This window comes from Catalinimonas alkaloidigena, from assembly GCF_900100765.1.
In the GTDB taxonomy this organism is placed as follows: domain Bacteria; phylum Bacteroidota; class Bacteroidia; order Cytophagales; family Flexibacteraceae; genus Mooreia; species Mooreia alkaloidigena.
In genome coordinates this window covers 115194-137158 of sequence record NZ_FNFO01000003.1, presented here as the reverse complement: position 1 = coordinate 137158, position 21965 = coordinate 115194, and the positions used below count along the sequence as shown (strand labels likewise).

Below are 21965 nucleotides of genomic sequence, written 5' to 3'. Positions count from 1 at the left end.
TGTATAAAAGCTTTATTATCTGAGTTTTATCTAAATGCTACTGAAGAAAGCATAAACACTTCGGAAGCATCTTCCGTAGATAAACGGAGGAGCCTCCTGCCGCCCGCTCCTGAGGCGGCACCCATTGTCTCACATCATTATTTATGCAAGAAGCACAAGTTGAAGAAGCACAAGTTGAAGAAGCACAGGTTAACGTTAATGAGGCTATCAACGGCGTATGGGATAAAGTGACCGGATGGGTCGAGAAGATCATCATCATGCTGCCCAACCTGGTGGTCGCCATTCTGATCTTTCTGATCTTTTATTTTCTCGGTCGGCTCGTTCGGCGGATAGTCGATAAACCGCTGCACCGCCTCACGCACAGCCGCGCTATTGCCGACCTGATGGTGAACCTCATCTTCATCGGGCTGGTGGCGCTGGGCATTTTCATTGCGCTGACCGTCCTGCAACTGCAAGGGGCCGTTACGTCGCTGTTGGCCGGGGCCGGAATCATCGGTCTGGCGTTAGGCTTTGCGTTTCAGGACATCGCCGCCAACTTCATGGCCGGGATGTTGATGGCCGTGCGGCGGCCCATCCGGGTAGGCGACATCATCAAATCCAACGACTTTTTCGGGACGGTGATGCAGATCAACCTGCGCGACACGGTGATCCGGACGTTTCAGGGGCAGATCGTTTACCTGCCGAACAAAGATGTATACGGCTCGGCCATCGAAAACTACACGATGGAAGAGCGGCGGCGTGTCGACCTCGACGTGGGAGTTTCGTACGGTGACGATCTCCGGAAAGTGCGCGAGATCACCATTAAGGCCATCGAGTCGCTCGACATGATCGACAAAGAAGCGGGCGTGACGCTTTTCTTCAAAGAATTTGGCGACAGCTCGATCAACTTCACGGTACGCTACTGGGTGAGCTTTCATAAACAACCCGAGTACCTCACGGCCCTGAGCGAGGGCATTATTGCCATCAAAGAGGCGTATGACGCAAACGACATCATGATTCCGTTCCCAATTCGCACGCTGGATTTCGGCATCAAAGGCGGCGAAAAACTCTGGGACAATCCGCTGGTACTCGAAAACGGCCAAGATCAGGGAGGCCACTGACCTACGTGTTGAATTTACGAATTGACTTCACGCCGGTACGCAACTACGTACCGGCTTTTTTGTAGGATTGTAGTATGAGCACAGCGAGAGAAAACAAGCTCCTTGATTACCGGAGCGATACGGTTACCCGCCCCACGGCAGGGATGCTGGACGCCATGATGCGTGCAGACGTGGGGGACGATGTGTATGGCGAGGACCCAACCGTCCGCCAACTGGAAGAGGCGACGGCGGCATGGTTCGGGATGGAAGCGGGGCTTTATTGCCCTTCGGGCACGATGACGAACCAGATTGCCATCAAACTCCATACACAACCCGGCGACGAAGTGGTGTGCGACCGGTTGGCGCACATTTACAACTACGAAGGGGGGGGGATCGCCTTCAACGCCGGCGCTTCGGTGCGGCTGATCGACGGGGACCGGGGGCGGATGACCGCCGCCCAGGTAGCAGCCAACCTGAATCCTGACGACCTGCACTTTCCGCCCAGCACGTTAGTCGCACTGGAAAATACCGTCAACAAGGGCGGCGGGTGCTGTTACCCCTTGGCACAGATGCAGGAAGTAGCGGCCCTCTGTCGGCAGCGGGGCATCGCCTGCCATCTCGACGGTGCGCGGGTGTTCAATGCCTTGGTGGCAACGGGCGACGATCCGAAGGCATATGGTCAGTGTTTCGATACGATTTCTGTCTGCTTTTCCAAAGGATTGGGAGCACCCGTGGGGTCGGTACTGATCGGGAGTGCGCAGGCGTTACACAAGGCCCGGCGCTACCGAAAAGTGTTTGGCGGTGGTATGCGACAGGCTGGTTACATAGCCGCAGGTGCGCTGTATGCGCTTCATCACCAGGTAGATCGACTCGCGGACGACCACCGTCGGGCGGCCCAACTGGCTAAGGCATTAACCGGATTGGAGTACGTTGGCGAAGTCTATCCGGCCGAAACTAATATCGTGATTTTCTCTCTGAGAGAAGGACTCGCGCCGGCCGATCTGCTGGCCTACTTGCGAGCACGCGGGATTTTGGCGAGTGGTTTTGGCCCCAAACACATCCGCATGGTGACGCATCTGGACATCGACGATGTCATGCTGACCCAGACGCTGGAAGCGCTGCAGGCATACGCGCCTCAGGGCGTTACGCTATAAACGAAAAAGCCGCTTCCGAGACCGGAAGCGGCTTTTTTCTATGCATTCTTTTTTTAAGAAAGTGCTGCCACGCCGGGCAGTTCTTTTCCTTCCATGTATTCGAGCAAGGCCCCGCCTCCGGTAGAAACGTACGATACGTCATTGCCGAACCCTAGTTGGTTAACGGCCGCAGCCGAATCGCCCCCGCCAATCAGCGAGAAGGCGCCGCTTTTCGTGGCTTCGGCAATGGCTTCGGCGACGGCCTCGGTACCTTTGGCGAAGTTGGGCATTTCAAATACTCCCATCGGGCCGTTCCAGAGCACCGTTTTCGACTCCTTGATCACCTGGGCAAAAGCCTTGCGGGTTTCCGGGCCGATGTCGAGCCCCATGTAATCGTCAGGAATTTTGCCGTTGCCCACTACCTGGGTTTTCGCCTCGTTGTCGAATGCTTCGGCCGCGACCGAATCGACGGGCAATAAGAGGTTGACGCCTTTGGCTTTGGCTTTCGCCATCAGTTCACGCGCCAGTTCCAGCTTGTCTTCTTCCAGCAACGAGTTGCCGATGTTGCCGCCCTGCGCCTTGGCAAACGTATACGACATGCCCCCGCCGATCAGAAGGTTGTCGACACGATCTAACAACTGATGGATCACCTCAATTTTATCAGAAATCTTCGCGCCGCCCATAATGGCCGTAAACGGTCGTTCTGCATTTTTGAGGACTTTGTCGGCGTTTTCCAGTTCGGCTTGCATCACGTAGCCCGTCATGCGGTTTTCGGGTGCAAAGTTTTCGGCAATGATAGCCGTCGAAGCGTGCGCGCGGTGTGCGGTACCGAAGGCGTCGTTCACGTACACATCGCCCAACGCCGCCAGCTTCTTCGCAAAGTCGTGGTCGCCTTTTTCTTCCTGCTTGTAGAAGCGAAGGTTTTCCAACAACAGAATTTCGCCGGGTTGCAGCGCGGCTGCCTGCTTTTGCGCTGATTCACCGATGCAGTCGTCGGCGAATTTCACGTCCCGCCCAAAGGCATCCGACAGATAGCTGATCACGTGCTTCAGCGAGTATTTTTCGGTCGGTCCTTCCTTGGGGCGACCCAGGTGCGACATCAGAATCACCGCTCCGCCATCGTTCAGAATCTTTTGGATGGTCGGGACGGCCGCTTTCAGGCGGGTATCGTCCGTTACGTTATAATCTTTATCGAGAGGTACGTTGAAATCGACCCGGATCAGGGCTTTCTTTCCGTTGAAGTTAAAATCATCGATGGTCTTCATAAGCAAGCATTTAAGTTGGGTTGCAATTGCGTCGGGCAATTTTACGAAGAATCGACAGATCGGGAAGAAGCGGTCTAAAAGTTAACTTTTGCGCGACCCTGCGTTCTCTGTGAGGAGGGCAAAAAAAAGTCCGGCGGGTGGGCCGGACGTGTATTCAGGGTTTGTAGACGTTCACGTAAACTCCGTTTCGTAGTCGGCAGTGTCCGCATCTTCGGTTTTGCGGAGCAGATTGCGGCCCGTCAGCATGAGCGACATGCCCAGGAAGCCGATCATAAAATTACCAAGCGTGCCGGGAGCGCCCACGGCGTCGGTCAGGTCAAAGTCTGTGTAAGCGAGCGTAACCAGGTTAGATGCGCCAAGGAAAGGCCCTAGCACAAGCAGGAACCAGCCGGTAGGTTTGCGGTATTTGTGCATCATAACGTATACGTTGGTGGATTTATCAAGAAAAGGAATTTCCCCGATAAATCAAAATAATCTATTGAGGATCATCAACTTGGCTGCCGGGATGCCCACCACTGGTTGTGCAACGCCAACACTTGCGGAATGACCAGCTGGCGCTCGTCGTTGTAGATCACATGGTCGGCCCGCTTCACTTTTTCGTCTTCGGACAGTTGGCGGGCCATGATGGCACGGATCTCTTCCGCACTGCGGTGTGGGTCGCGTTGGCGAATGCGCGCGATACGCAAGGCTTCTCCGGCGTAAACCACCACGACCTGATCCAACTGCTGCCACGATCCCGCTTCGTACAAAAGTGCGGCCTCTTTGATGACGTACGGAGACCGTTGTTCAGCGACCCAGGCGCCGTAGTCGTCGGCGACGCGTGGGTGCACCAGTGCGTTTAGTTGTGCCACCTGCTCTGGGTCGGAGAAAACACGTGCCGAAAGCCAGGGACGGTTTAGTTGACCGTCGGGCGTGTAGGCTTCGTTGCCAAAGGCGCTGCGTACACTTGCGGTGAGTTGCGGATCGTGGTTCATCAGCCAGCGTGCCCGGTCGTCGGCTTCGTAAATGGGGATGCGCAACAGGGCAAACAGGCGGCACACCAGACTCTTGCCGGAACCTATGCCCCCCGTAATGCCGATCTGTAGCGGTTTAGAGGGAGTCGCGGAGGGGAATGCGGACGGGGCGGAGGGTGACGTTGAAGACATTGGCGGGCGTGCGAGACAGCGTAAGGGTCAGGGTAGAATCTTCGTTCAACTGTCGGAAATTGGCGGTTACCTGGAAACTGTCGACCGTTAGGGTCGTGGGCCGTTCCGTGTTGATGTAGTAGTTGACCAGAACGGTCGTATCGCGCAAAATCGGCTGTTTGAGCTGCGACGGCACGTTCCGCACGCGCACCGGTACCTGAATGGATTGCTGGCGGAAGAGCGCTGTTTCGAAGCTGACCCGTACCTGCGGCGTGAGAAGCGTCGCGAGGTTGTCCTGCGGATAGTCCAGCTCAATCTCTTCTTCGTAATCTTCTGAGATTTCCTTCTCCCGGATCGAGATCATCAGGAACGGCGGCAGATCGTCCAGGCGTGAGGCCGCGCCGACGAACGTGACCGAATCGGGTTCGATCCGAATGGGCGACACGATGCGGTAGCCTTCTTCCAGCGAGATTTTCTGGCTGTCTACCACCACTGCCACCTTGCGGCGGGCGCGTGCGTCGAAGTCCAGGAACAAGGTATCCTGAACGATGAAGTTGAGTTCCAGGTCCGGCAACTGTTCCTGCACGGCCGGGTACAGTTGCGCGTTGGTGATGTAACGGGTGGCTGGCAGGTTGGAGGGTGTATAGCGCAGCGGCCGCTTGCCCAGCCACGACGATTGCCGCAGGAGGTTCCAGCCGTAGCCCGTCACGTTTACTTCTACACTTTTGGGAGGGGGCAGGATGGGAATCACCTCGCTCTGGTCGTAATCAATCTCAATGGGATACGACAGACGCGTGGTGTAATCGCGGTTCAGCTTGTTGAGCAGCCAGATGGTAGCCGCTACCCCCATGCACAACAGGATTACTTTCCATTCGTCAGGCCGCTTTTTGAAAAGCGACCGAAACAGCCTAGCCGGTATGTCCTGAAAGCGCATTCAAGTTATGACGACTTTTTCTTGCTGAATTCCAGCGAAATCGCCGATTTATCGAATCTGAGTTTCATACCGCGGTCCACCTCCAGGGTGACGGTATCTTTATCGACTTCCATAATCCGTCCGTGCATTCCGCCGATCGTCACGACTTCGTCGCCCTTTTTGAGCGAGTCGCTAAACGTTCGCTGATCCTTCTGCTTTTTTTGCTGCGGACGGATCATGAAAAAATAGAAGACCACGAAAATGGCTCCGAACATGGCAATTTGCAAAAAGCCGTTGCTCGAAGGAGCCGCTTGAAGAAGAACAGAGTAATGCATAGAGCAGAAGATGCTTACTGGCGAATGGGGCCTTGCTCGTCGGAAAGGACCTCGCCGGTCAGCGAAAGTTTTGTGGTATTGGGTTCAGTATTGGCTAGCACGGTGATGGTTTTGTTGACCTGTTCGCCAGCGCGCCCGGTGCTGTTAAATTCAACGGTGATTTCTCCGGTACCACCGGGGGGAATCGGGTCTTTGGGGGGCGTGGGAACCGTACAGCCACACGACGCCGTCGCGCTTTGGATCAGTAGCGGTGCTGCGCCGGTGTTTTCGAATTTGTAGATGTGGCGCACTTTTTCGCCAGCCACCACCTTGCCGAAATTGTAACTAGATTCTTCGAAAGTGATGGCGGCCACCGCCGTAGCCCCTGCCGAAGAGGCATCGGCCGTATTGGAGTTGGTAACCAGTTCGTTGGCCGAAGTCGCTTTCGAGTTGTCGGCTTGGCCCGACTCGCAGGCCGGGAGCAGCAGCACCAGGACTGCCAGCGTTGCTCCTGTAATCAGTTCTTTGCGCATAACCAAACTATTCAGAAAATGAGCGACGGGATGCAACTAGCGCCCCGACTTGATTTGACCAATAAGGCTTTCTACGTCGTTCAGCAGCTCTTCGGCGCGGTCGCGTGTGTCTTCGATGAGCCGCTGCCCTTCCGAACGAGCCGAGTTTACCGGGATGTCCTTCTGGGCTTCCAGTTGCTGAATCAGCTCGCCCAGACGGTCGCGGTATTTGCTGAGCCGGAACGTCAGCCGGTCGCGGGTGTTACGTCCTTTGTCTGGTGCGTACAACACACCAGTCGCCATCCCGGCGCAGGAGCCGAGCAGGAAAAATAGCAAATATTTAATGCCGTTGTATCTCATAGAGTTATTATCGGTTATCGAGCAGCCCACGGCCGCTTTTGCGTATAGTCCCGTTGGCGGTAAGTTCGGCCGCCAGCACGTCTAGTAATCCATTTACGAATTGTTTGCTCTTGGGGGTGCTATACTTTTTTGAAATTTCAATGTATTCGTTGATCGTGACTTTTACGGGAATCGACGGAAAGTGGATCATCTCGGCCAGGGCCATTTGCAAAATGATTTTGTCCAGGGCCGCGACCCGTTCCATATCCCAGTTTTCTACCCGGCCGGCGACCAGGGCTTCCAACGCTTCACGATGGTCCAACGTGGTGTCGTACAAAGCTACAAAAAAGCTTCTATCGTCTTCCCAATTGCTCGAAAGCGGGGCCAGTGCCGAGACGCCCTCTTCGGCCGGGGCGGCGAGCGACTTGAGTGTCCGCAGCACCATGCTGCGCGTCGTTTCGCTGTTTTCGGCCCAGTTGATGTCCCATTCTTCGAAAAACGCCTGTGCCATGTCCGATTTAAAGATCACGGTTTTTACGATGTGGCGCACCATGGCTTCGTGTTCCTCGGCCGAAACCGTTTCAGCCGCCTGGTATTGGAGGTATTTTTCGTTGGTGGCCAGCACGTCGCGATAGAGCGCTTTGACAAAAGAACGATCGTTAGCCCAGCTAATATTGTGTCGAATCATGGCCGCGCGGATTTCCTCATTGGAACGCAGCGTCTCAAGCAGCGGATTGCGGTGCAGGCGCAGTTGTCCCGGGGTGGGCGGCGTGCCCTTCAGCCGGCGGCGCTCAAACGCCTGCTGCTCCTGGCCCACGAGGTCGGCCAGTTCGAGCAGTAACTGCAAAACCCGCAGGTAGCCTTCGTACACGTGTTGTGCGTCGGCCAGCAGCTGGTTGCGTAAAAACGTACGATCGCGTTTTACCTGTTCGTGGTAAAAGTTGACCGCCGACATGACCGCATCGCGTACGTCGGGCGTAATTTCTCCCTCGCGGTCGGGCGAAGGGGCCGCGAGGCGGCGCTCTTGGTAAGTAGTTTCGAACACCTCGGCCGAAAACGTACGCTTACGGTGGATCACCGCCCGATCGGGCGGATCGGCAGCCAGAGGATCGGGCTCAAAATGGGCGTCAATGCGTTCGATCGAGGCATGGTAATCGGACACCCGAGCCTGTTGAAAGGCATAGAGTGCTTGCATTACTTTGATGCGCAGGGTATGACGATTCAGCATAGTACAGGAAGAACTAAGACGCGATGCTTTGGCAAACATCGCGTCGCTGCAAATATAACCAACCGGTGGCGGCTTCTGGCAGAAATGCAAAAACTTTGGCCATTTCGCCACCCCACCGGCCTATCTTCGTACGAAAAATGGAAGCTTGGATGGTTCTGAGCAATTGAACAATTTGCTTTATGATGAAACACGGGATAATCACTTTTTGGATCGTGCTGCTGGCCGTATTGGGGGCGTGCAGCACGGACGAGTCTTCTTCAGATCTAACCAAACCTGTGGCCCTGGGGCGGGCCGGCGATGTGTTGTTCGTGGTGGACAGCACCTTGTGGAATGGCCCTGTGGGGAAACAACTCCGCACGATTTTCGAACAGCCCATGCCCGGACTGCCTACCGACGAGGCGGCCTATTATGTCCAGCGCATCAGCCCTTACGACTTATCGAATCGCTTTCAGCAGCAACGCCGCAATTTGGTGTTTGTGCACGTTTTTAACGACAAAAGTGCCGAGTCGCAGCGAATGAGCACGTATTTCGGGAAAGACGTGCGCGAGCGGGTCGACAGCGATAGTTCGTTCTTTCTGGCGACGGAAGAGAACAAGTTTGCCCGCGGCCAGACCGTCATGTACCTGTTTGCGCCTACCGCTGCCGATTTGTTGGCCCAGTTGCAGGAAAATCCGCAGCGCATCCTGAACCGCTTTCGCAACAGTGAGCTGAAAAGCATTCGCGACGACGTATTGAAGAAAGAAAATCGCTCGCTGGAGCGGCAGTTGCGCAACGACTATGGTTTTGTGATTCGCTTGCCCGAGAACTACAAACTGGCGTTGGAGCGCGATAATTTCGTCTGGCTTCGCAACATGGAGGCGGTGCTGGACCGCAGCATTGTGATCGGCTGGCGCGAGTATACCAGCGAGTCGCAATTCAGTCCCGATAGCGTGGTGGCGTGGCGCGACCAATTGGGGCGCTACATTACCGGGTCGGACGATACGGCCTCGTACATGGTCACGGAGACCTACATTCCACCTGACTTTGAAACTACCACGTTCAACGGGCGCTATGCCGTGGAGAGCCGAGGGCTTTGGAAGATGAACGACAACCGTCTGGGGGGCGTATTTCTGAGTTACACGTTTGTGGACGATGCGCAGCAGCGTCTGTACTACGTCGAAGGATTTATCTACGCGCCGAACATGGACAAACGGGAATACCTCCGGGAAATGGAGGCGTTGCTGCAAACCTTCCAGCCGGCGAAGTCACAACCCGATGCCTGAGTTCGTCCTGCGGAATCCGACAGAATTGCGCACTTTTGTTTCAACCATTTCCCGCCACCATGGCCCTATCAAAAAGAAAAATACGTAAGGAAGACGCTCTTGCTTTCCACGAGCATCCCCGCCCCGGCAAAATCGAGGTTGTGCCGACCAAGGCCCTGAGTTCGCAACACGACCTCGCGCTGGCCTATTCGCCCGGTGTGGCAGAGCCGTGCAAAGCCATCGCGCAGCGTCCGGAAGACGCCTACCGCTATACTTCGAAAGGCAACCTCGTGGGGGTAATTTCCAACGGGACGGCCGTGTTGGGGCTGGGCAACATCGGGGCGCAGGCGTCGAAGCCCGTTATGGAAGGAAAAGCCGTGCTGTTCAAGAAATTTGCGGGCATCGACGTATTTGACATTGAAATCGATTCGCAAGATCCGGATGAGTTTATCCGTACGGTGAAGCTGTTGGAGCCCACCTTCGGGGCCGTTAACCTGGAAGACATCAAAGCGCCTGAGTGTTTTTACATTGAGCAGCAGCTGCGTAAGCAGATGAACATTCCGGTGATGCACGACGATCAGCACGGGACCGCCATCATCACGTCTGCCGCTTTGCTGAACGCTCTGGAACTGGTAGGCAAGAAAATCGACGAGATCAAACTGGTGGTGTTGGGGGCGGGGGCCGCGGCCATGGCCTGCACCCGTTTTTATGTATACATGGGCGTGCGTGTCGAGAATCTGGTGATGATCGACATCAACGGCGTATTGCGGAAAGATACCGTTCCGCCCGACGACGTGCGCTACCAGTTTGCGACCGACCGCGACGTACACAATTTGCAGGAAGCGTTGGACGGAGCCGACATGCTGCTGGGATTGGCGACCGGTAACATTGTGAAGCCGGAGGATCTGCAGCGTATGGCCCCCCATCCGATCGTCTTTGCACTTTCGAATCCCGAGCCGGAGATTAATTACGACCTGGCGATGTCGTCGCGCCCCGATCTGATCATGGCGACCGGGCGTTCCGACCATCCGAATCAGGTCAATAACGTATTGGGATTTCCCTACATCTTTCGCGGGGCGCTCGATGTCAGTGCCACCGAGATCAACGAAGAAATGAAGCTGGCCGCCGTAAAGGCCCTGGCCGAACTGGCAAAAGAAGTTGTGCCCGACCAGGTAAACCGTGCTTACGAAGACAATACCCTAGGCTTTGGGCGCGGCTATCTGATTCCCAAGCCACTGGACCCACGCTTGATTACCACGGTTGCCCCGGCGGTGGCCAGAGCCGCGATGGAAACCGGCGTAGCACGCCGAAACATCACCGATTGGGATGCTTACGATCAGGAGTTGCTTGGGCGGGTCGGCAGTACGCAGAAACTGATCAGCCAGATTGTGAGCCGGGCCAAGCGCGCTCCGAAGCGGGTCATCTTCGCCGAAGCCGATAATTATAAAATCCTGAAAGCCGCGCAGATTCTGATCGACGAAGGCATCGCGCTGCCCATTTTGCTGGGGAACCGGACACGCATTGCGCACCTGATCCAGGAAAACCGTCTGGAACTGGAGGATTCGGTCATCATCGACCCGATGGAAGAAGATGAACTCTGCACAACGTACGGTGCCGTGCTGTACGAAAAGCGGAAACGCAAAGGTGTAACGCCCGACGAAAGTGTAAAGCTGATGCGCGACCGCAACTACTTTGGAGCGGCCATGTTGGAGCTGAACGAAGCCGATGTCCTAATCTCAGGACTCACCAAAGACTACCGAAAGACGATTCGTCCGGCCCTGCAGGTCATTGGGGTTAAGAAGCACGTGAACCGTGTTGCGGGTATGTACATCGTCAATTCTGCGCGTGGTGCGTACTTCTTTGCAGATACCACCGTGAACGCAAATCCGTCGGCCGAAGAGTTGGTAGACATCATCGGCCTCACGGCCAATGCGGTGCGGTTCTTCGATACGGAGCCACGAATTGCGCTGCTTTCGTATTCTAACTTTGGTTCGGCGCCCGGCTACGTGCCCGAAAAAATGGCGTTTGCCACGCAGTTGGCTCAGGAAAAATATCCCGATCTGCAGATCGAAGGAGAGATGCAGGCAAACATCGCGCTGAACACTGACCTGCAGCGGGAAAATTACCCGTTCAGTTGTCTGGCCGAAACCGGAGCCAATACGTTGATTTTCCCGGATCTGGCTTCCGGAAATATCGCCTATAAACTTTTGCAGGAAATGGGGGGAGCCGATGTAATCGGCCCGATTTTGATCGGGATGCAGAAACCGGTCCACATTCTTCAGCTCGGAAGCTCGGTTCGCGAAATCGTGAACATGGCTGCCATTGCTGTAGCTGACGCGCAGTACGAACAGGCGCGGCAGAAGTCGCTATCGGGTGAGGGAAATGGAAAAGGGGAGGTCCGCAAAACGGCGCGGCAACCGGAAACAGCGCTTAAGGATAAATAAAGATTACGCTTAAAGTCGCAAAGCTTCGATGATTTCGACTACGGCGCGCATGCCTGCATTGTCGTTGGATTCGACAATCTTGATCAGGGTGTTGCGCATGTCGTCGGAGATGCGCTTCTCAGTGCGCAACATCAGAATCAGTTTACACTTGGCAGCCGCCACTTTCAGCGAGCGCTGTTCTTCGGCAACGTACGATTCCTGGATCATGCAGTCCATGCCCGCTTTTTTCGCCCAGAAAGGTGCAGGACGTACGGTTTCCGGGTACTCGCCGGAAAAGGGCACAAATTCGTTGTAAAGGGCTTTGTTGGTTAGTTCATAATACTGCTCGGTTTCCCAGGCCAGCAGTGAGAGGTAAGCATTATCCGGTGAAAGCAGCTTGCGTAATTTCTCCTGTGTAATAGTTTGATTCATAACCAGATCTCTTTGGGGCAGGTGTTTTGCACTGCTTATGCAAGGTAGAGTAGAATCAGGCCATAGAAACGCGGAAGGCAGCGCTTTAAATACTTATGTAAGAAGTGTACTATGATTGGGCCTCTTTTCCTGAAACCTTCCTGTTTGGCACTAGCCGAAAAGTCAATTAAGCATGAATCTGGCCTGTATCAGGCAAGGGTTCGCGCGGGATTGTCCAATACCGAGGAAAGGGCAGCGAATCTGTACCAGCGCACGGTGTAGAATACCTGACGTGAGGCATACGGAAGAATAGAGGCTTTTTTGCGCTTCAGGGGGCAGAGAAGAAGCAACATGTCGTTCCACAAGGCGAATCAGCGTCGCAGAAGCGGCCTTCTCTAATGACCTTCTGAAGGCAGGGTGTGAAAAGTTATCGGTGTGGCACCGGTAAACTCAAGCTACGTTTTCTTGCCGGATGCGCAGTCCGCTCTGTTGTAGAAAGCTTAAAGAAAACGTGCTGCGACGTCTTGCCAGCTGTGGAGGCGCTCGTAGCCGGTCACCCGTAAATTATGAGGAGCCGAGAACAAGAGAGGGGTGCCTGTGAATGTCCGGAGATTTTTGAGGTGATCGTCGATCAGGTAATCCGCGGCAATAATGCTCTTGTCACCACAGAGTACGACATTGCGCCAACTGATAAAAGGAAAGTACTCAGCCAGCCACGCCAGTTTTTCGTTCGGGGAGAGCGGAAATTCTGTAGCCGCCGAGACGATGAAAACTTCGTAGTGTTCCATCAGCGCCTTCAGGACCTGCTGGCTGTCGGCGATGGGCTCAAGCGCCCTGAAAAAACCTTCACGACTGGGGTAACGACGAATGTGCGCGGCATGATCTTCTCCTACTAACTCTTCCCACGAGCGTCCCTGCACTTCTTCGGGAAGGATGCGCTTGCCGAACTCAGACTCGTAGATACGCAACAGGGACCCGTGCGAATCCGCGATCACTTCGTCCATGTCGATGGCAATTCTTTTCATAATTTCATCTCGTTACGAGGTAAAAGTCTGCACAATTTTGCATACTTGCAATGTGTTTCGGAATAAAAACGCACAAAAACGCATTGTTACGCGAAGAACGTCTCCAGTACATTTTATTGCAGTTACGTGCAACAAAACGCGTGACTTCCACGGCGCTGAGTGAGGCCTTACAGGTATCGGACGATACCATTCGGCGTGATCTGCACGAACTGGCCGAACAGGGACTGTTGCGGAAAGTACACGGCGGGGCCATTCCGCTGCCTACGTCGCCACTGCTCTATGCGGAGCGTTTGCAATTTGCACAACCCGAAAAAAGTCGCCTGGCTCAAAAAGCACTGCCTTTCTTGGAATCCGATACGCTGATCCTGCTGGATGGTGGTACTACCAACTTGGCCGTTGCCAAAGCGCTACCCGCTGACTTTCAGGCAACTATCTTCACCAACAGTGTCCCCATTGCGCAGGAGTTGATGACCCGACCCCGGATTGAGCTGGTAATCTTGGGAGGGCGGGTGTTTAAGCAGGCACAGGTGATGGTGGGGTCGGAAGCAATCCGCATGCTGGACGACGTTCGGGCAACCATTTGCTTGTTAGGAGCCTGCAGCGTCCATCCCGACGTAGGGGTCAGCGTGCCCGACCGAGAGGAGGCGCAACTGAAGCGAAAAATGGTTGCGTGCAGCGCACGGACGTTACTGTTGGCTACACACGAAAAACTGGATACCGCGTCGCATTACATCGTTTGTCCGTATGATTCGCTCGATACGTTGATTGCCGAGCCGGCGTTATCGGCGGCGCAGCAAAAAGCGTACGCAGCAGGAAACGTAACGCTACTTTGATGGAAAATTGGTTGGGCATGTCAGGGCTTGAGATCGTGGCAGCCGTGATAAGCATTATGGGCATCTGGCTGGGCACCCGGCAAAGTCTGTGGTCGTGGCCGCTGGCCATTGTGGCGTCCGGGTTGTATGCCGTCGTTTTCTTTGACGTGCGGCTTTATGCGGATATGGTACTGCAAGTGTTTTTTATGACGCTCAGCGGGTACGGTTGGTACGCGTGGCGGTTTGGCGGGAAAGCTCAAACGCCGCTGCTGCCTTCATGGATGCCGTCGCGATTCTGGCCGTGGCTTGTCGGAATTGCGGTAGTAACAACAGGTCTGGCGGGCTATCTGCTGAGGCGCTTCACTGATGCCGATCTGCCGTATTTCGATGCGGGCACCACGGCCGTCAGTCTGATTGCCCAATGGATGTTGGCGCGCAAGTACCTGGAAAACTGGCTGGTATGGCTGGGTGTCGATGTGGTCTACGTCGGCGTTTATTATTACAAAGGACTCTACCCAACGCTCGTTTTATACGCCCTACTCATCGGCCTGGCCTGGTTCGGGTATCGTTCCTGGCGCAAGGCGTTGGTCCACCGAACCGTGAACGCATGATTCGGGTAGCGCTCGTCGGACCGGAATCTACCGGAAAAAGCACGTTGGCCGCTCAGTTGGCGGCACATTACCAGACCGTCTGGGTGCCCGAGTACGCCCGCGAGTACCTGGCACGCACTGGGCGACCTTACACGCAGCAGGATGTCGCACGCATAGGGCGTGGACAGATGGCGTTAGAAGCTGCCCTGGCGCCGCTCGCCAATCGCGTGCTGGTGTGCGATACCAATCTGCTGGTCATAAAAATATGGATGGAGCATGCATATCGTACATCGCCCCGGTGGGTTGCCGAGTATGATACAGCACACATGTATGATTTACAGCTTTTGATGCACGTCGATCTGCCCTGGGAAGCCGATCCACAACGAGAGCATCCCCACCTGCGCAATTATTTTTTTGAGTGGTACCAACGTGAGCTTGAGGGCCAAAAACGGCCCTACCAAGTGATTTCGGGCACTGCGCACGAGCGTTATGAGCACGCCATTCGTCTGATCGACGCTTTACTTTAAGAAGCAGCGTAACACTTTTTACTTTCTATAAGTAGATTGTAATTTTGAAGGCTAAATTCCGCTATTTGTAGAACAGGATGTTACTTTTTGCTAACTTTTGCTTTCGTTGCGACGTGTTTGTGGAGCAACTTCATGGCACGAAGGGCGCAACTCTTACATTCCCGTCGTAATAAGTTCATTTTCTGAATGTTTTACCTATTTTGAGAAAATGTGTAAACTGCAAGGTAATACAACGACTCGCTTTAAAGCTTGATTTTCACTTTTAGGGAGGGACATCGACCCTAGCAGTATTGGATCATCTAACCCGCAGGACCACTTCCATGGACTCCTCTGGTCTTCCCCTGTGAAAGAATTTGCAAATCACACCTGACCGAGCAAAACAATATGCCGTCGATTAAAGTGCTCATTGTTGAAGATGAAATGATTATCTCAAAAGACCTTGAGATGAGACTTCGCAACATGGGGTATGTGGTTACCGGAACCGTTTCCAACAGCGATGCGGCTTTGCAATCGGTACGCGACAAGCAGCCGGATGTCATCCTGATGGACATTATGATCGACGGGGACCTCGATGGCATCGAGACGGCTGAACTGATCCACCGCGAGATACAGATTCCGGTGATTTACCTGACGGCGTTTGCAGACGAAAGCACTTTTCAGCGCGCCAAGCTTTCCGATCCTTTCGGCTACATCCTCAAACCGTGCCAGGACCGGGAGCTGGATCTGACGATTCGCACGGTAATGCACAAGCATAGCGTGGACATTCGCCTGCGCGAAGGCGAAAAACAGGTGCGTGAGTCGCTGAACCTGATGCGTCTGTTCTTCTCACAGTCGCTCGACGCTGCATTCTTCATGGAGCTCGACGAGCCGATCAACTGGCGCGATGCCACTACGACCGAGAAGCGGCAGTTGGTAGAGCGGGCTTTCCATACGTTACATTTTACGCAGGTAAACGAGGTGATGTCGCGGCAGTACGGTCGGTCGCAGGAAGAGTTAATCACCCTGCGGTACCACCATATTTTTGCGTTCAACCCGGAGTTGGGGCGGCAGCACCTGTTGCGACTGTACGAAAGCGGAACGCTGAAAACAGAGTTTTACCAGCAGATTAACCAGGAGCATGGCATTTGGGTAGAGGGAGAGTACAGCTGCATTTACAATCCTGAAGGCCACATTGTGGGCCATTTTGGTTTGCGCCGCGACGTAACCGAGCAGCGCAAAGCACGGCAAGTACTGGAAAACTCGGAGCGTCAATACAAGTTGCTGTTTGCCGACAGCCCGCTCCCGATGTGGATTTACGACATCAAAACATTACGTTTCCTGGCGGTGAACTGGGTCGCACAACAAGTCTACGGCTACACGGAGGAAGAATTCCTCAGCATGCGCATCGTGGATATCTGTTCTCCGGGCGAAGTGGAAGCGCTACAGGAAAGCTTAAAGACGATCGACGGCGCCGGTACCCTTTCGCGCGTGTGGCAACAGCTTCGGAAAGACGGGACCAGCATCTACGTGGATGTAAATAGCCAGCCGCAACAATTCGAGGGTCGGAAAGCCCGTCTGGTTGTGGCGACGGACATCACCGCCAAAATTATGGCCGAAGAGGCCCTGCGTAAAAGCGAAGTTCGTTACCGCAGCTTGTTTGAAAACACCAACGAGTCGATTGTGGTCGTCGACGACCAGGGCGTATTGCAAGACGCCAACCGGGCCACGGCGCGCTTGTACGACAGCCCCATCGAAGAGCTGATCGGGCAGCCGCTGTATTCGTTGTTTCCTTCCTGCCCTCAGGAAAAATTCGAGCATCTGTGGCAGGAACTGTCACAAAAGGCTGACATGACCCGCACGTTCGATTTTCGCCGGCCCGATGGGCAGCGGCGGTATGTCGAGCTAAAGGCGCAGTCGCACTTTTTGCCGGGGTTGCACCTGGGCGTGTTGCGCGACGTAACGCCCGAACGAAATGCTCAGACGCTGGTCAACCTGCAACGCGACGTCTTGGAAATGGTAGCGCGCGGCAATGCCCTGGACGTGATTCTGGAACAGATCTGTCAGCGAATCGAAGAGACCGAGGAGGGGGTTATTCCGGCCGTAACGCTATTAAACGAAGGGTGCGTCAGCCGTACCGTTGGTGCTAGCCTGCCGTCGGACTACCAACAGGCGATGGTCGGGCGCTGTGCAACAACGGCGCAAGAAAGCTGGGGTATGGCCACGGTGCGCAAAGAAGCGGTCTGGACGCACGACATCGCAGAAGACCCAGCTTGGCAAGAGGTACGGACCCTGGCCCTAAAGCATTCGCTACGGGCTTGTGGCTCTACGCCGGTGTTGGATTACCGCGGCCGCGTGATCGCTACGCTCGATCTGTATTATACCAGCCCTCAGCGCCGCCAGCCCAATGTATTGCCCCTGGTCGATGTGACCTGTAGTTTGATTGGACTAGCCGTAGAACGGGAGAGCGATTACGAAAGCCTCTATAAACAGGCACTCACGTTCGAAAAAATTAACGATGCGGTTATCATCACCGACCCCGCTAACCGCATTCAGGAGTGGAGTCCTTCTGCGCAACGTCTGTTTGGCTATTCTAAAGAAGAAGCCATCGGCAAAGATCTTGGCTTTCTGCAACATTCGGCCCCAAGTCCGTTGTCGCAAACTTCGGCCGTGGGGCTGCCGGACGAAGTCGAGTTTATTACGAAAGACCAGCAGGGAGGTATTGCCGAAACGATGGCTACGGCCCTGAAAGACAAGCGCGGCAAGGTCTACGGGACGCTTTACGTGCTCCGAGAAGTTACTCAACAGCGCCTGGCCGAACGTTCGCTTCGCGAATACGAAGAGCGTTTCCGGAAAGTATTTACTGCCAACCCGACGGCCATCCTGATTTCGGACTTCCAGACCGATTTGCTGGTCGATGCCAACGATAGCTTTTTGCGCCTCACGGGCTATACCCGCGAGCAGCTGCTGGGTCGACCCAGCAACCGGTTGAGTTTCTGGAGCGATCAGGCGCAGCGCGACGAAATTTACCGGCAGCTTCGCAAAGGGCGCACCGTGCTCAACTACCCGATGGCCTTTGTGGCAGAGCAGGGAGATTTACGTTACGTCAACACGTCGTTTGAGCGCATTCAGGCAAACGAAAGTGACCTGGTCATCGCGATGATCAACGACGTGACCGAGCAGCGGAAGGCCGAGGAGGCGGTACGGAAGAGCGAAGCTTACTACAAGTCCCTCATTCAGCACTCTACCGATCTGGTGACGTTGCTAAAAGCCGACGGCGAGATCTTATACGAAAGCCCCTCGGTTACCTCCCTGTTGGGATACGATCTGGAAGAGATGATGGGCGAACGGCTGTACAGTTTCATGGATGCGGACAGCCAGGAAGAACTGCGGACCGTACTGGAAACTCACGTTCACGATCCGGAAGAAATTCATCACATCGAGATTGGATTGCGTCACAAAAACGGCGAGTGGCGGTATTTCGACGGCAGCGTAAAAAACCTGCTGCACAACCCCGATGTAGGGGGCATTGTGGTCAATTCGCGCGACATTACCGACCGCCGTCGCATTGAGCGCGCGCTATCGCGTTCGGAAGCCAACCTGAAGGCCATCTTCGAAACCACCATCCAGGCCTTTGTGCTCCTCGATAATTCGTACCGGGTGCAGACGTTCAACAAAACGGCACGCCAACTGGCCTACTCCCTCACCGGCAAGTCGCCGGAACCTGGTCACTCGGTGTTGGAATACCTGATGCCGGAGTGGACCGACGGCTTCAAAAAGCGGTTTCAGGAGGCGGCGCGCGGGCGCTACATCTCCCTGGAAAAATCGGTTAGCACGCCTTTCGGATCGCAGTTGTGGCTTGAGGTAAGCTTTCTGCCGGTATATAATCAGCACAAAGAAATCACCAGCATCTGTTTCACGGCACTCGACATTCAGGATCGGAAAAATACCGAACTGGCTCTGGCCGAGAGCGAAGCCCGCTTCCGTTCGCTCGTCCAGAACTCGTCCGACATCACGACGGTGTTGAACGAAGAGGGATATGTGAGCTACACCAGTGAGTCAACCTACCGTTATCTGGGGTACGACGCGATGGAGCTGAACGAGCAATGCTGGCGCGATTTAGTGCATCCGGAAGACCGGGCGACGTTAGACAAGCTGTTCGGGCAAATTCTGGCGAAGGAAGAGACCTCAACGCTGGAATACCGTTTCTGCCGTGCAGACGATACTTATGTTTACGTGGAGTCGGTATTCAGCAATCTGCTCGACGTAGACGAAGTGCAGGGAATCGTGGTCAACACACGTGAGGTCACGGAGCGGTACCTGCAACAGGAAAACCTTCGGTTGTTGCAGCGCGCCATCGATACCAGCAACAACGGCATTGTCATCGCCGAAGCCCGTCCTCCTGCGCACCAGGTCATCTACAGCAACCGCGTATTCCGGGGAACGGCGCAGGAACCATTACTACAAGTCCTGAATCGCCAGTTGAATCAGGGGAACGACGATTCTGAACGCAACGAAGCGTTCGCGCTGTTGAGCCGGGCCATTCAGCAGCAGGAGGAGTGCAGTGTGCTGTTTCATCAAACCAACGGCGAACAGGAGCGGTGGCAGGAATTCAATCTGTCGCCTGTTTACAACCACAAAAAGCAGCTCACCCACTTCATCGGCATCCTGAACGACATCACGGACCGGAAGATGGCCGAGGAAATCTTGCGTAACATTGTGCGGGGGGTATCGGGTGCCATTGGCGAGCAATTCTTTATTTCGCTGGTCGAGAACCTGGCGGCGTACCTGCAAGTAAACAACGCCGTTATTGCGAAGATCGAGGACGTCACCAAAGGCGCTCCCGACGTAACGACGCTGGCAGTATTTCGGGATGGGCAGACGTTGCCCAATTACCAGTTTGCACTAAACGACAGCATTTGTCGCACCATCCTGGAGGAGGGCTTTGTCTACATGAGTGACGGAGAGCTGGAAAACCGACCGGATGTAGCGGATACGATTCGCACCTTTATGGGCATTCAGTTGCTGGACAGCCGCCGTCGTGCGGTGGGCGTACTTTATGTAGAAGACAGCAAACCCCTGTTCAACAGCCAGATTGCCGAATCGATCTTGAAAATCTTCTCGATCCGGGCTGCCGCAGAACTGGAACGGATCTCGACCATGCAGGCACTGACCGAAAGCCAGGCCAACCTGAGTGCGCTCATCGAGAACACTACCGACAGCATTTGGGCAATCAACCATCACTACGAACTGATCGCCCTCAATACCATTGCCAGCAAGTTCTTTATGCCCGAGGTCTACGGCGTAAAAGCCGCACTGGGCGACAACATCCAGGAAGCCAGCTCTCAGAAAAGCACTTTGTTCTGGCAGGAGCATTACCAACGTGCCTTGGCGGGCGAACGCTTTTACATCGAGTTTGACCACGTCCTGGCCGACGAGCGGGTGATGAACTTTGAAGTGTCGTTCAACCCCATTTTCGGGAGCAACGAGGCGGTTGCAGGCGTCAGCGTGTTTGCCAAAGATATTTCGAAACGCAAGCAGGCCGAGCTGGAACTGCGGCACAACGAGGCCAACCTGAGCGCGCTGATCGAAAACACCTCGGATATCATCTACTCCCTCGACAGTAGCTTCAACATCATGACGCTGAATACGCCTTTCCAGGAGCTCTGTCAGGTGGGGTTTGGCGTGGAGTTGGAGAAAGGTAAAAACTTGGGCGAATACATTCCGCCGCTTTATTTCAACAGTTGGAAGAAGATTTTCACGCGGACGCTGGCCGGCGAAACGATGCAAAAAGAGTTTCATTACGAGCTGCCGACGCGAAGCATCGACCTGGAAATTTCCTTTAACCCGATTTTCTCGAAAGAGGGAGAGATTAGCGGCCTGACGGTGTTCGGGCACGACATCACCCAACGAAAAATATGGGAAGACGAACTGAAGCGGACCAACTTCGAGCTGGATAGCTTTGTGTACCGGGCTTCTCACGACTTGCGGGCGCCGCTACGTTCTATCCTGGGATTGCTGAATATTTCGAAGATTGAGGATAACGCGGAAGAACGACTCAAGTTCCTGAATCTCATCGAAAAGTCGGTCAATAAACTCGATACCTTCATCATCGATCTGACGAACTTCTCCCGGAATACCCGCCTGGAAGTAAAAGCCGAACGGATTGATTTCGAACACTTGCTGAACGATACGGTCGAAAATCTGCGGTACATGGACCACGCGGACAAGATCCAATGCACCGTGGAAGTGAACCGCGAATACGATTTTTATTCTGACCCGAGGCGCCTGGCCATTGTGATGCAAAACCTGGTGTCCAACGCGGTGAAGTACCAGAAAGTAACGGCCCCCGATTCGTTCGTGAAAGTGATGGTCAACCAAAAGCAGGAGTATGCCCAGATCGTGGTGGAAGACAACGGGAAAGGCATCGACCAGAAACACCTCGACCGCATTTTCGAGATGTTTTTCCGCGCTTCGGAAGAGTCGTACGGCTCGGGTCTGGGGCTTTACATCACCAAGCAGGTGATCGAAAAACTCAAGGGACAGATCGTCGTCACGTCTACGCCAGGCGTGGGCACGGCGTTCAAAATCAAACTGCCCAACTTAACGCCACAAACTACCCCGACGTCTGAGCCGGCTGTGCGGGAAGTGCTTAGGTAACCTGCGTGACGCGCTGTACCGAATGTGCTGAGGGCCTGCCGCCGAAAAGCTGACGGGTCTCTGCCCAGGTTTGCTTGAAGAGGGGCGAATGCCGGTACTGCTCCAGGGCCGCTTCCGACTCCCAGTAGCTATACGTGTAGTACACATGCGGATGGGTGCAATCGTGTAGCAGCTCCAGGTGCTGGCACCCTTCGAAATGACGAATATGGGGAGAGGTACGCTGAAAAATCCGGAGAAATTCCTCGACGCTATCTTCACGAAAAACCAGCCGTACAATGCGAATTACCATGCGGTTAGGATTAGGGGTAGTGTGGAAAAGGGCCTATGCTGATGCCCTCTTGTCATGCCACAACATCAAATAAAAGAGAATTTATAAAACTTCGTAAAGATGAA

General features: G+C 54.6%; 19 protein-coding genes. 8 read left to right on the top strand and 11 right to left on the bottom strand.

Features of this window, described 5'->3' with window-relative positions; all coding sequences use genetic code 11:
- The first annotated feature begins 143 nt into the window (after positions 1-143).
- On the top strand, positions 144-1100 hold the full coding sequence (locus BLR44_RS07725) for a mechanosensitive ion channel family protein (protein WP_089681007.1): 957 nt from the start codon (positions 144-146) through the stop codon (positions 1098-1100).
- Positions 1101-1174: 74 nt separating this feature from the next.
- On the top strand, positions 1175-2233 hold the full coding sequence (locus BLR44_RS07720) for a threonine aldolase family protein (protein ID WP_089681005.1): 1059 nt from the start codon (positions 1175-1177) through the stop codon (positions 2231-2233).
- A 53-nt stretch (positions 2234-2286) separates the two neighbouring features.
- Here BLR44_RS07720 and BLR44_RS07715 read toward each other — a convergent pair whose 3' ends face one another.
- From BLR44_RS07715 to nusB, 8 genes are all read right to left on the bottom strand, one after another.
- Positions 2287-3477: a phosphoglycerate kinase gene (locus BLR44_RS07715; RefSeq protein WP_089681003.1), complete on the bottom strand. Its 1191-nt coding sequence runs from the start codon at positions 3475-3477 to the stop codon at positions 2287-2289.
- A 171-nt stretch (positions 3478-3648) separates the two neighbouring features.
- Positions 3649-3894 carry a hypothetical protein gene (locus BLR44_RS07710; RefSeq protein ID WP_089681001.1) on the bottom strand — a complete coding sequence of 82 codons (246 nt, stop codon included), beginning with the start codon at positions 3892-3894 and terminating at the stop codon, positions 3649-3651.
- Positions 3895-3965: 71 nt separating this feature from the next.
- Positions 3966-4622, bottom strand: coding sequence for a dephospho-CoA kinase (gene coaE / locus BLR44_RS07705; RefSeq protein ID WP_089680999.1), 657 nt, complete (start codon positions 4620-4622; stop codon positions 3966-3968).
- A complete protein-coding gene (locus BLR44_RS07700) occupies positions 4567-5451 on the bottom strand; it encodes a YbbR-like domain-containing protein (RefSeq protein ID WP_143017176.1) in 885 nt (294 codons plus the stop codon). Before BLR44_RS07700 ends, coaE begins: the two co-directional genes overlap by 56 nt.
- Before the next feature lie 89 nt (positions 5452-5540).
- A complete protein-coding gene (yajC, locus tag BLR44_RS07695) occupies positions 5541-5849 on the bottom strand; it encodes a preprotein translocase subunit YajC (protein WP_089680995.1) in 309 nt (102 codons plus the stop codon).
- 14 nt (positions 5850-5863) lie between these two features.
- Entirely contained in the window at positions 5864-6361 is a 498-nt protein-coding gene (locus BLR44_RS07690; RefSeq protein ID WP_089680993.1) for a DUF1573 domain-containing protein, read from the bottom strand.
- Between the two features lie 36 nt (positions 6362-6397).
- Positions 6398-6700, bottom strand: a complete 303-nt coding sequence (locus BLR44_RS07685) for a YtxH domain-containing protein (protein WP_089680991.1) — start codon at positions 6698-6700, stop codon at positions 6398-6400.
- A 7-nt stretch (positions 6701-6707) separates the two neighbouring features.
- The gene (gene nusB / locus BLR44_RS07680; protein WP_176955942.1) at positions 6708-7907 is read right to left on the bottom strand and encodes a transcription antitermination factor NusB; all 1200 of its coding nucleotides are present in this window, start codon (positions 7905-7907) and stop codon (positions 6708-6710) included.
- A 182-nt stretch (positions 7908-8089) separates the two neighbouring features.
- Between nusB and BLR44_RS07675 the strand changes: the two genes are divergently transcribed.
- Together BLR44_RS07675 and BLR44_RS07670 are read left to right on the top strand one after the other, a co-directional pair.
- Entirely contained in the window at positions 8090-9169 is a 1080-nt protein-coding gene (locus BLR44_RS07675) for a DUF4837 family protein (protein WP_176955941.1), read from the top strand.
- Positions 9170-9228: 59 nt separating this feature from the next.
- Complete coding sequence (locus BLR44_RS07670) at positions 9229-11592, top strand: NADP-dependent malic enzyme (RefSeq protein WP_089680985.1); 2364 nt, start codon at positions 9229-9231, stop codon at positions 11590-11592.
- A 9-nt stretch (positions 11593-11601) separates the two neighbouring features.
- Here BLR44_RS07670 and BLR44_RS07665 read toward each other — a convergent pair whose 3' ends face one another.
- Together BLR44_RS07665 and BLR44_RS07660 are read right to left on the bottom strand one after the other, a co-directional pair.
- Complete coding sequence (locus tag BLR44_RS07665; protein ID WP_089680983.1) at positions 11602-12003, bottom strand: hypothetical protein; 402 nt, start codon at positions 12001-12003, stop codon at positions 11602-11604.
- Between the two features lie 479 nt (positions 12004-12482).
- A complete protein-coding gene (locus tag BLR44_RS07660) occupies positions 12483-13007 on the bottom strand; it encodes a 5' nucleotidase, NT5C type (protein ID WP_089680982.1) in 525 nt (174 codons plus the stop codon).
- 50 nt (positions 13008-13057) lie between these two features.
- On the opposite strand from BLR44_RS07660, the gene BLR44_RS07655 reads away from it, so the two are divergent.
- From BLR44_RS07655 to BLR44_RS07640, 4 genes are all read left to right on the top strand, one after another.
- A complete protein-coding gene (locus BLR44_RS07655) occupies positions 13058-13840 on the top strand; it encodes a DeoR/GlpR family DNA-binding transcription regulator (RefSeq protein ID WP_089680981.1) in 783 nt (260 codons plus the stop codon).
- Positions 13840-14430: a nicotinamide riboside transporter PnuC gene (gene pnuC, locus BLR44_RS07650; protein WP_089680979.1), complete on the top strand. Its 591-nt coding sequence runs from the start codon at positions 13840-13842 to the stop codon at positions 14428-14430. Before BLR44_RS07655 ends, pnuC begins: the two co-directional genes overlap by 1 nt.
- Positions 14427-14936, top strand: a complete 510-nt coding sequence (locus BLR44_RS07645) for an AAA family ATPase (RefSeq protein WP_089680977.1) — start codon at positions 14427-14429, stop codon at positions 14934-14936. The genes pnuC and BLR44_RS07645 overlap by 4 nt, the downstream gene beginning before the upstream one ends.
- A 384-nt stretch (positions 14937-15320) precedes the next feature.
- A complete protein-coding gene (locus BLR44_RS07640) occupies positions 15321-21572 on the top strand; it encodes a PAS domain S-box protein (RefSeq protein WP_089680975.1) in 6252 nt (2083 codons plus the stop codon).
- Here the strand turns inward: BLR44_RS07640 and BLR44_RS07635 are convergent.
- Positions 21565-21861, bottom strand: a complete 297-nt coding sequence (locus BLR44_RS07635) for a putative quinol monooxygenase (RefSeq protein ID WP_089680972.1) — start codon at positions 21859-21861, stop codon at positions 21565-21567. The genes BLR44_RS07640 and BLR44_RS07635 overlap by 8 nt on opposite strands.
- Positions 21862-21965: the final 104 nt, after the last annotated feature.

Coding starts and splice junctions, on each gene's coding strand:
- BLR44_RS07665 (WP_089680983.1), bottom strand. CDS start 12,003: ATGAATCAAACTATTACACAGGAGAAATTACGCAAGCTGCTTTCACCG.
- BLR44_RS07675 (WP_176955941.1), top strand. CDS start 8,090: ATGAAACACGGGATAATCACTTTTTGGATCGTGCTGCTGGCCGTATTG.
- BLR44_RS07720 (WP_089681005.1), top strand. CDS start 1,175: ATGAGCACAGCGAGAGAAAACAAGCTCCTTGATTACCGGAGCGATACG.
- BLR44_RS07635 (WP_089680972.1), bottom strand. CDS start 21,861: ATGGTAATTCGCATTGTACGGCTGGTTTTTCGTGAAGATAGCGTCGAG.
- BLR44_RS07725 (WP_089681007.1), top strand. CDS start 144: ATGCAAGAAGCACAAGTTGAAGAAGCACAAGTTGAAGAAGCACAGGTT.
- BLR44_RS07715 (WP_089681003.1), bottom strand. CDS start 3,477: ATGAAGACCATCGATGATTTTAACTTCAACGGAAAGAAAGCCCTGATC.
- coaE (WP_089680999.1), bottom strand. CDS start 4,622: ATGTCTTCAACGTCACCCTCCGCCCCGTCCGCATTCCCCTCCGCGACT.
- nusB (WP_176955942.1), bottom strand. CDS start 7,907: ATGCTGAATCGTCATACCCTGCGCATCAAAGTAATGCAAGCACTCTAT.
- yajC (WP_089680995.1), bottom strand. CDS start 5,849: ATGCATTACTCTGTTCTTCTTCAAGCGGCTCCTTCGAGCAACGGCTTT.
- BLR44_RS07700 (WP_143017176.1), bottom strand. CDS start 5,451: ATGGGGGTAGCGGCTACCATCTGGCTGCTCAACAAGCTGAACCGCGAT.
- BLR44_RS07690 (WP_089680993.1), bottom strand. CDS start 6,361: ATGCGCAAAGAACTGATTACAGGAGCAACGCTGGCAGTCCTGGTGCTG.
- pnuC (WP_089680979.1), top strand. CDS start 13,840: ATGGAAAATTGGTTGGGCATGTCAGGGCTTGAGATCGTGGCAGCCGTG.
- BLR44_RS07640 (WP_089680975.1), top strand. CDS start 15,321: ATGCCGTCGATTAAAGTGCTCATTGTTGAAGATGAAATGATTATCTCA.
- BLR44_RS07685 (WP_089680991.1), bottom strand. CDS start 6,700: ATGAGATACAACGGCATTAAATATTTGCTATTTTTCCTGCTCGGCTCC.
- BLR44_RS07660 (WP_089680982.1), bottom strand. CDS start 13,007: ATGAAAAGAATTGCCATCGACATGGACGAAGTGATCGCGGATTCGCAC.
- BLR44_RS07710 (WP_089681001.1), bottom strand. CDS start 3,894: ATGATGCACAAATACCGCAAACCTACCGGCTGGTTCCTGCTTGTGCTA.
- BLR44_RS07645 (WP_089680977.1), top strand. CDS start 14,427: ATGATTCGGGTAGCGCTCGTCGGACCGGAATCTACCGGAAAAAGCACG.
- BLR44_RS07655 (WP_089680981.1), top strand. CDS start 13,058: ATGTGTTTCGGAATAAAAACGCACAAAAACGCATTGTTACGCGAAGAA.
- BLR44_RS07670 (WP_089680985.1), top strand. CDS start 9,229: ATGGCCCTATCAAAAAGAAAAATACGTAAGGAAGACGCTCTTGCTTTC.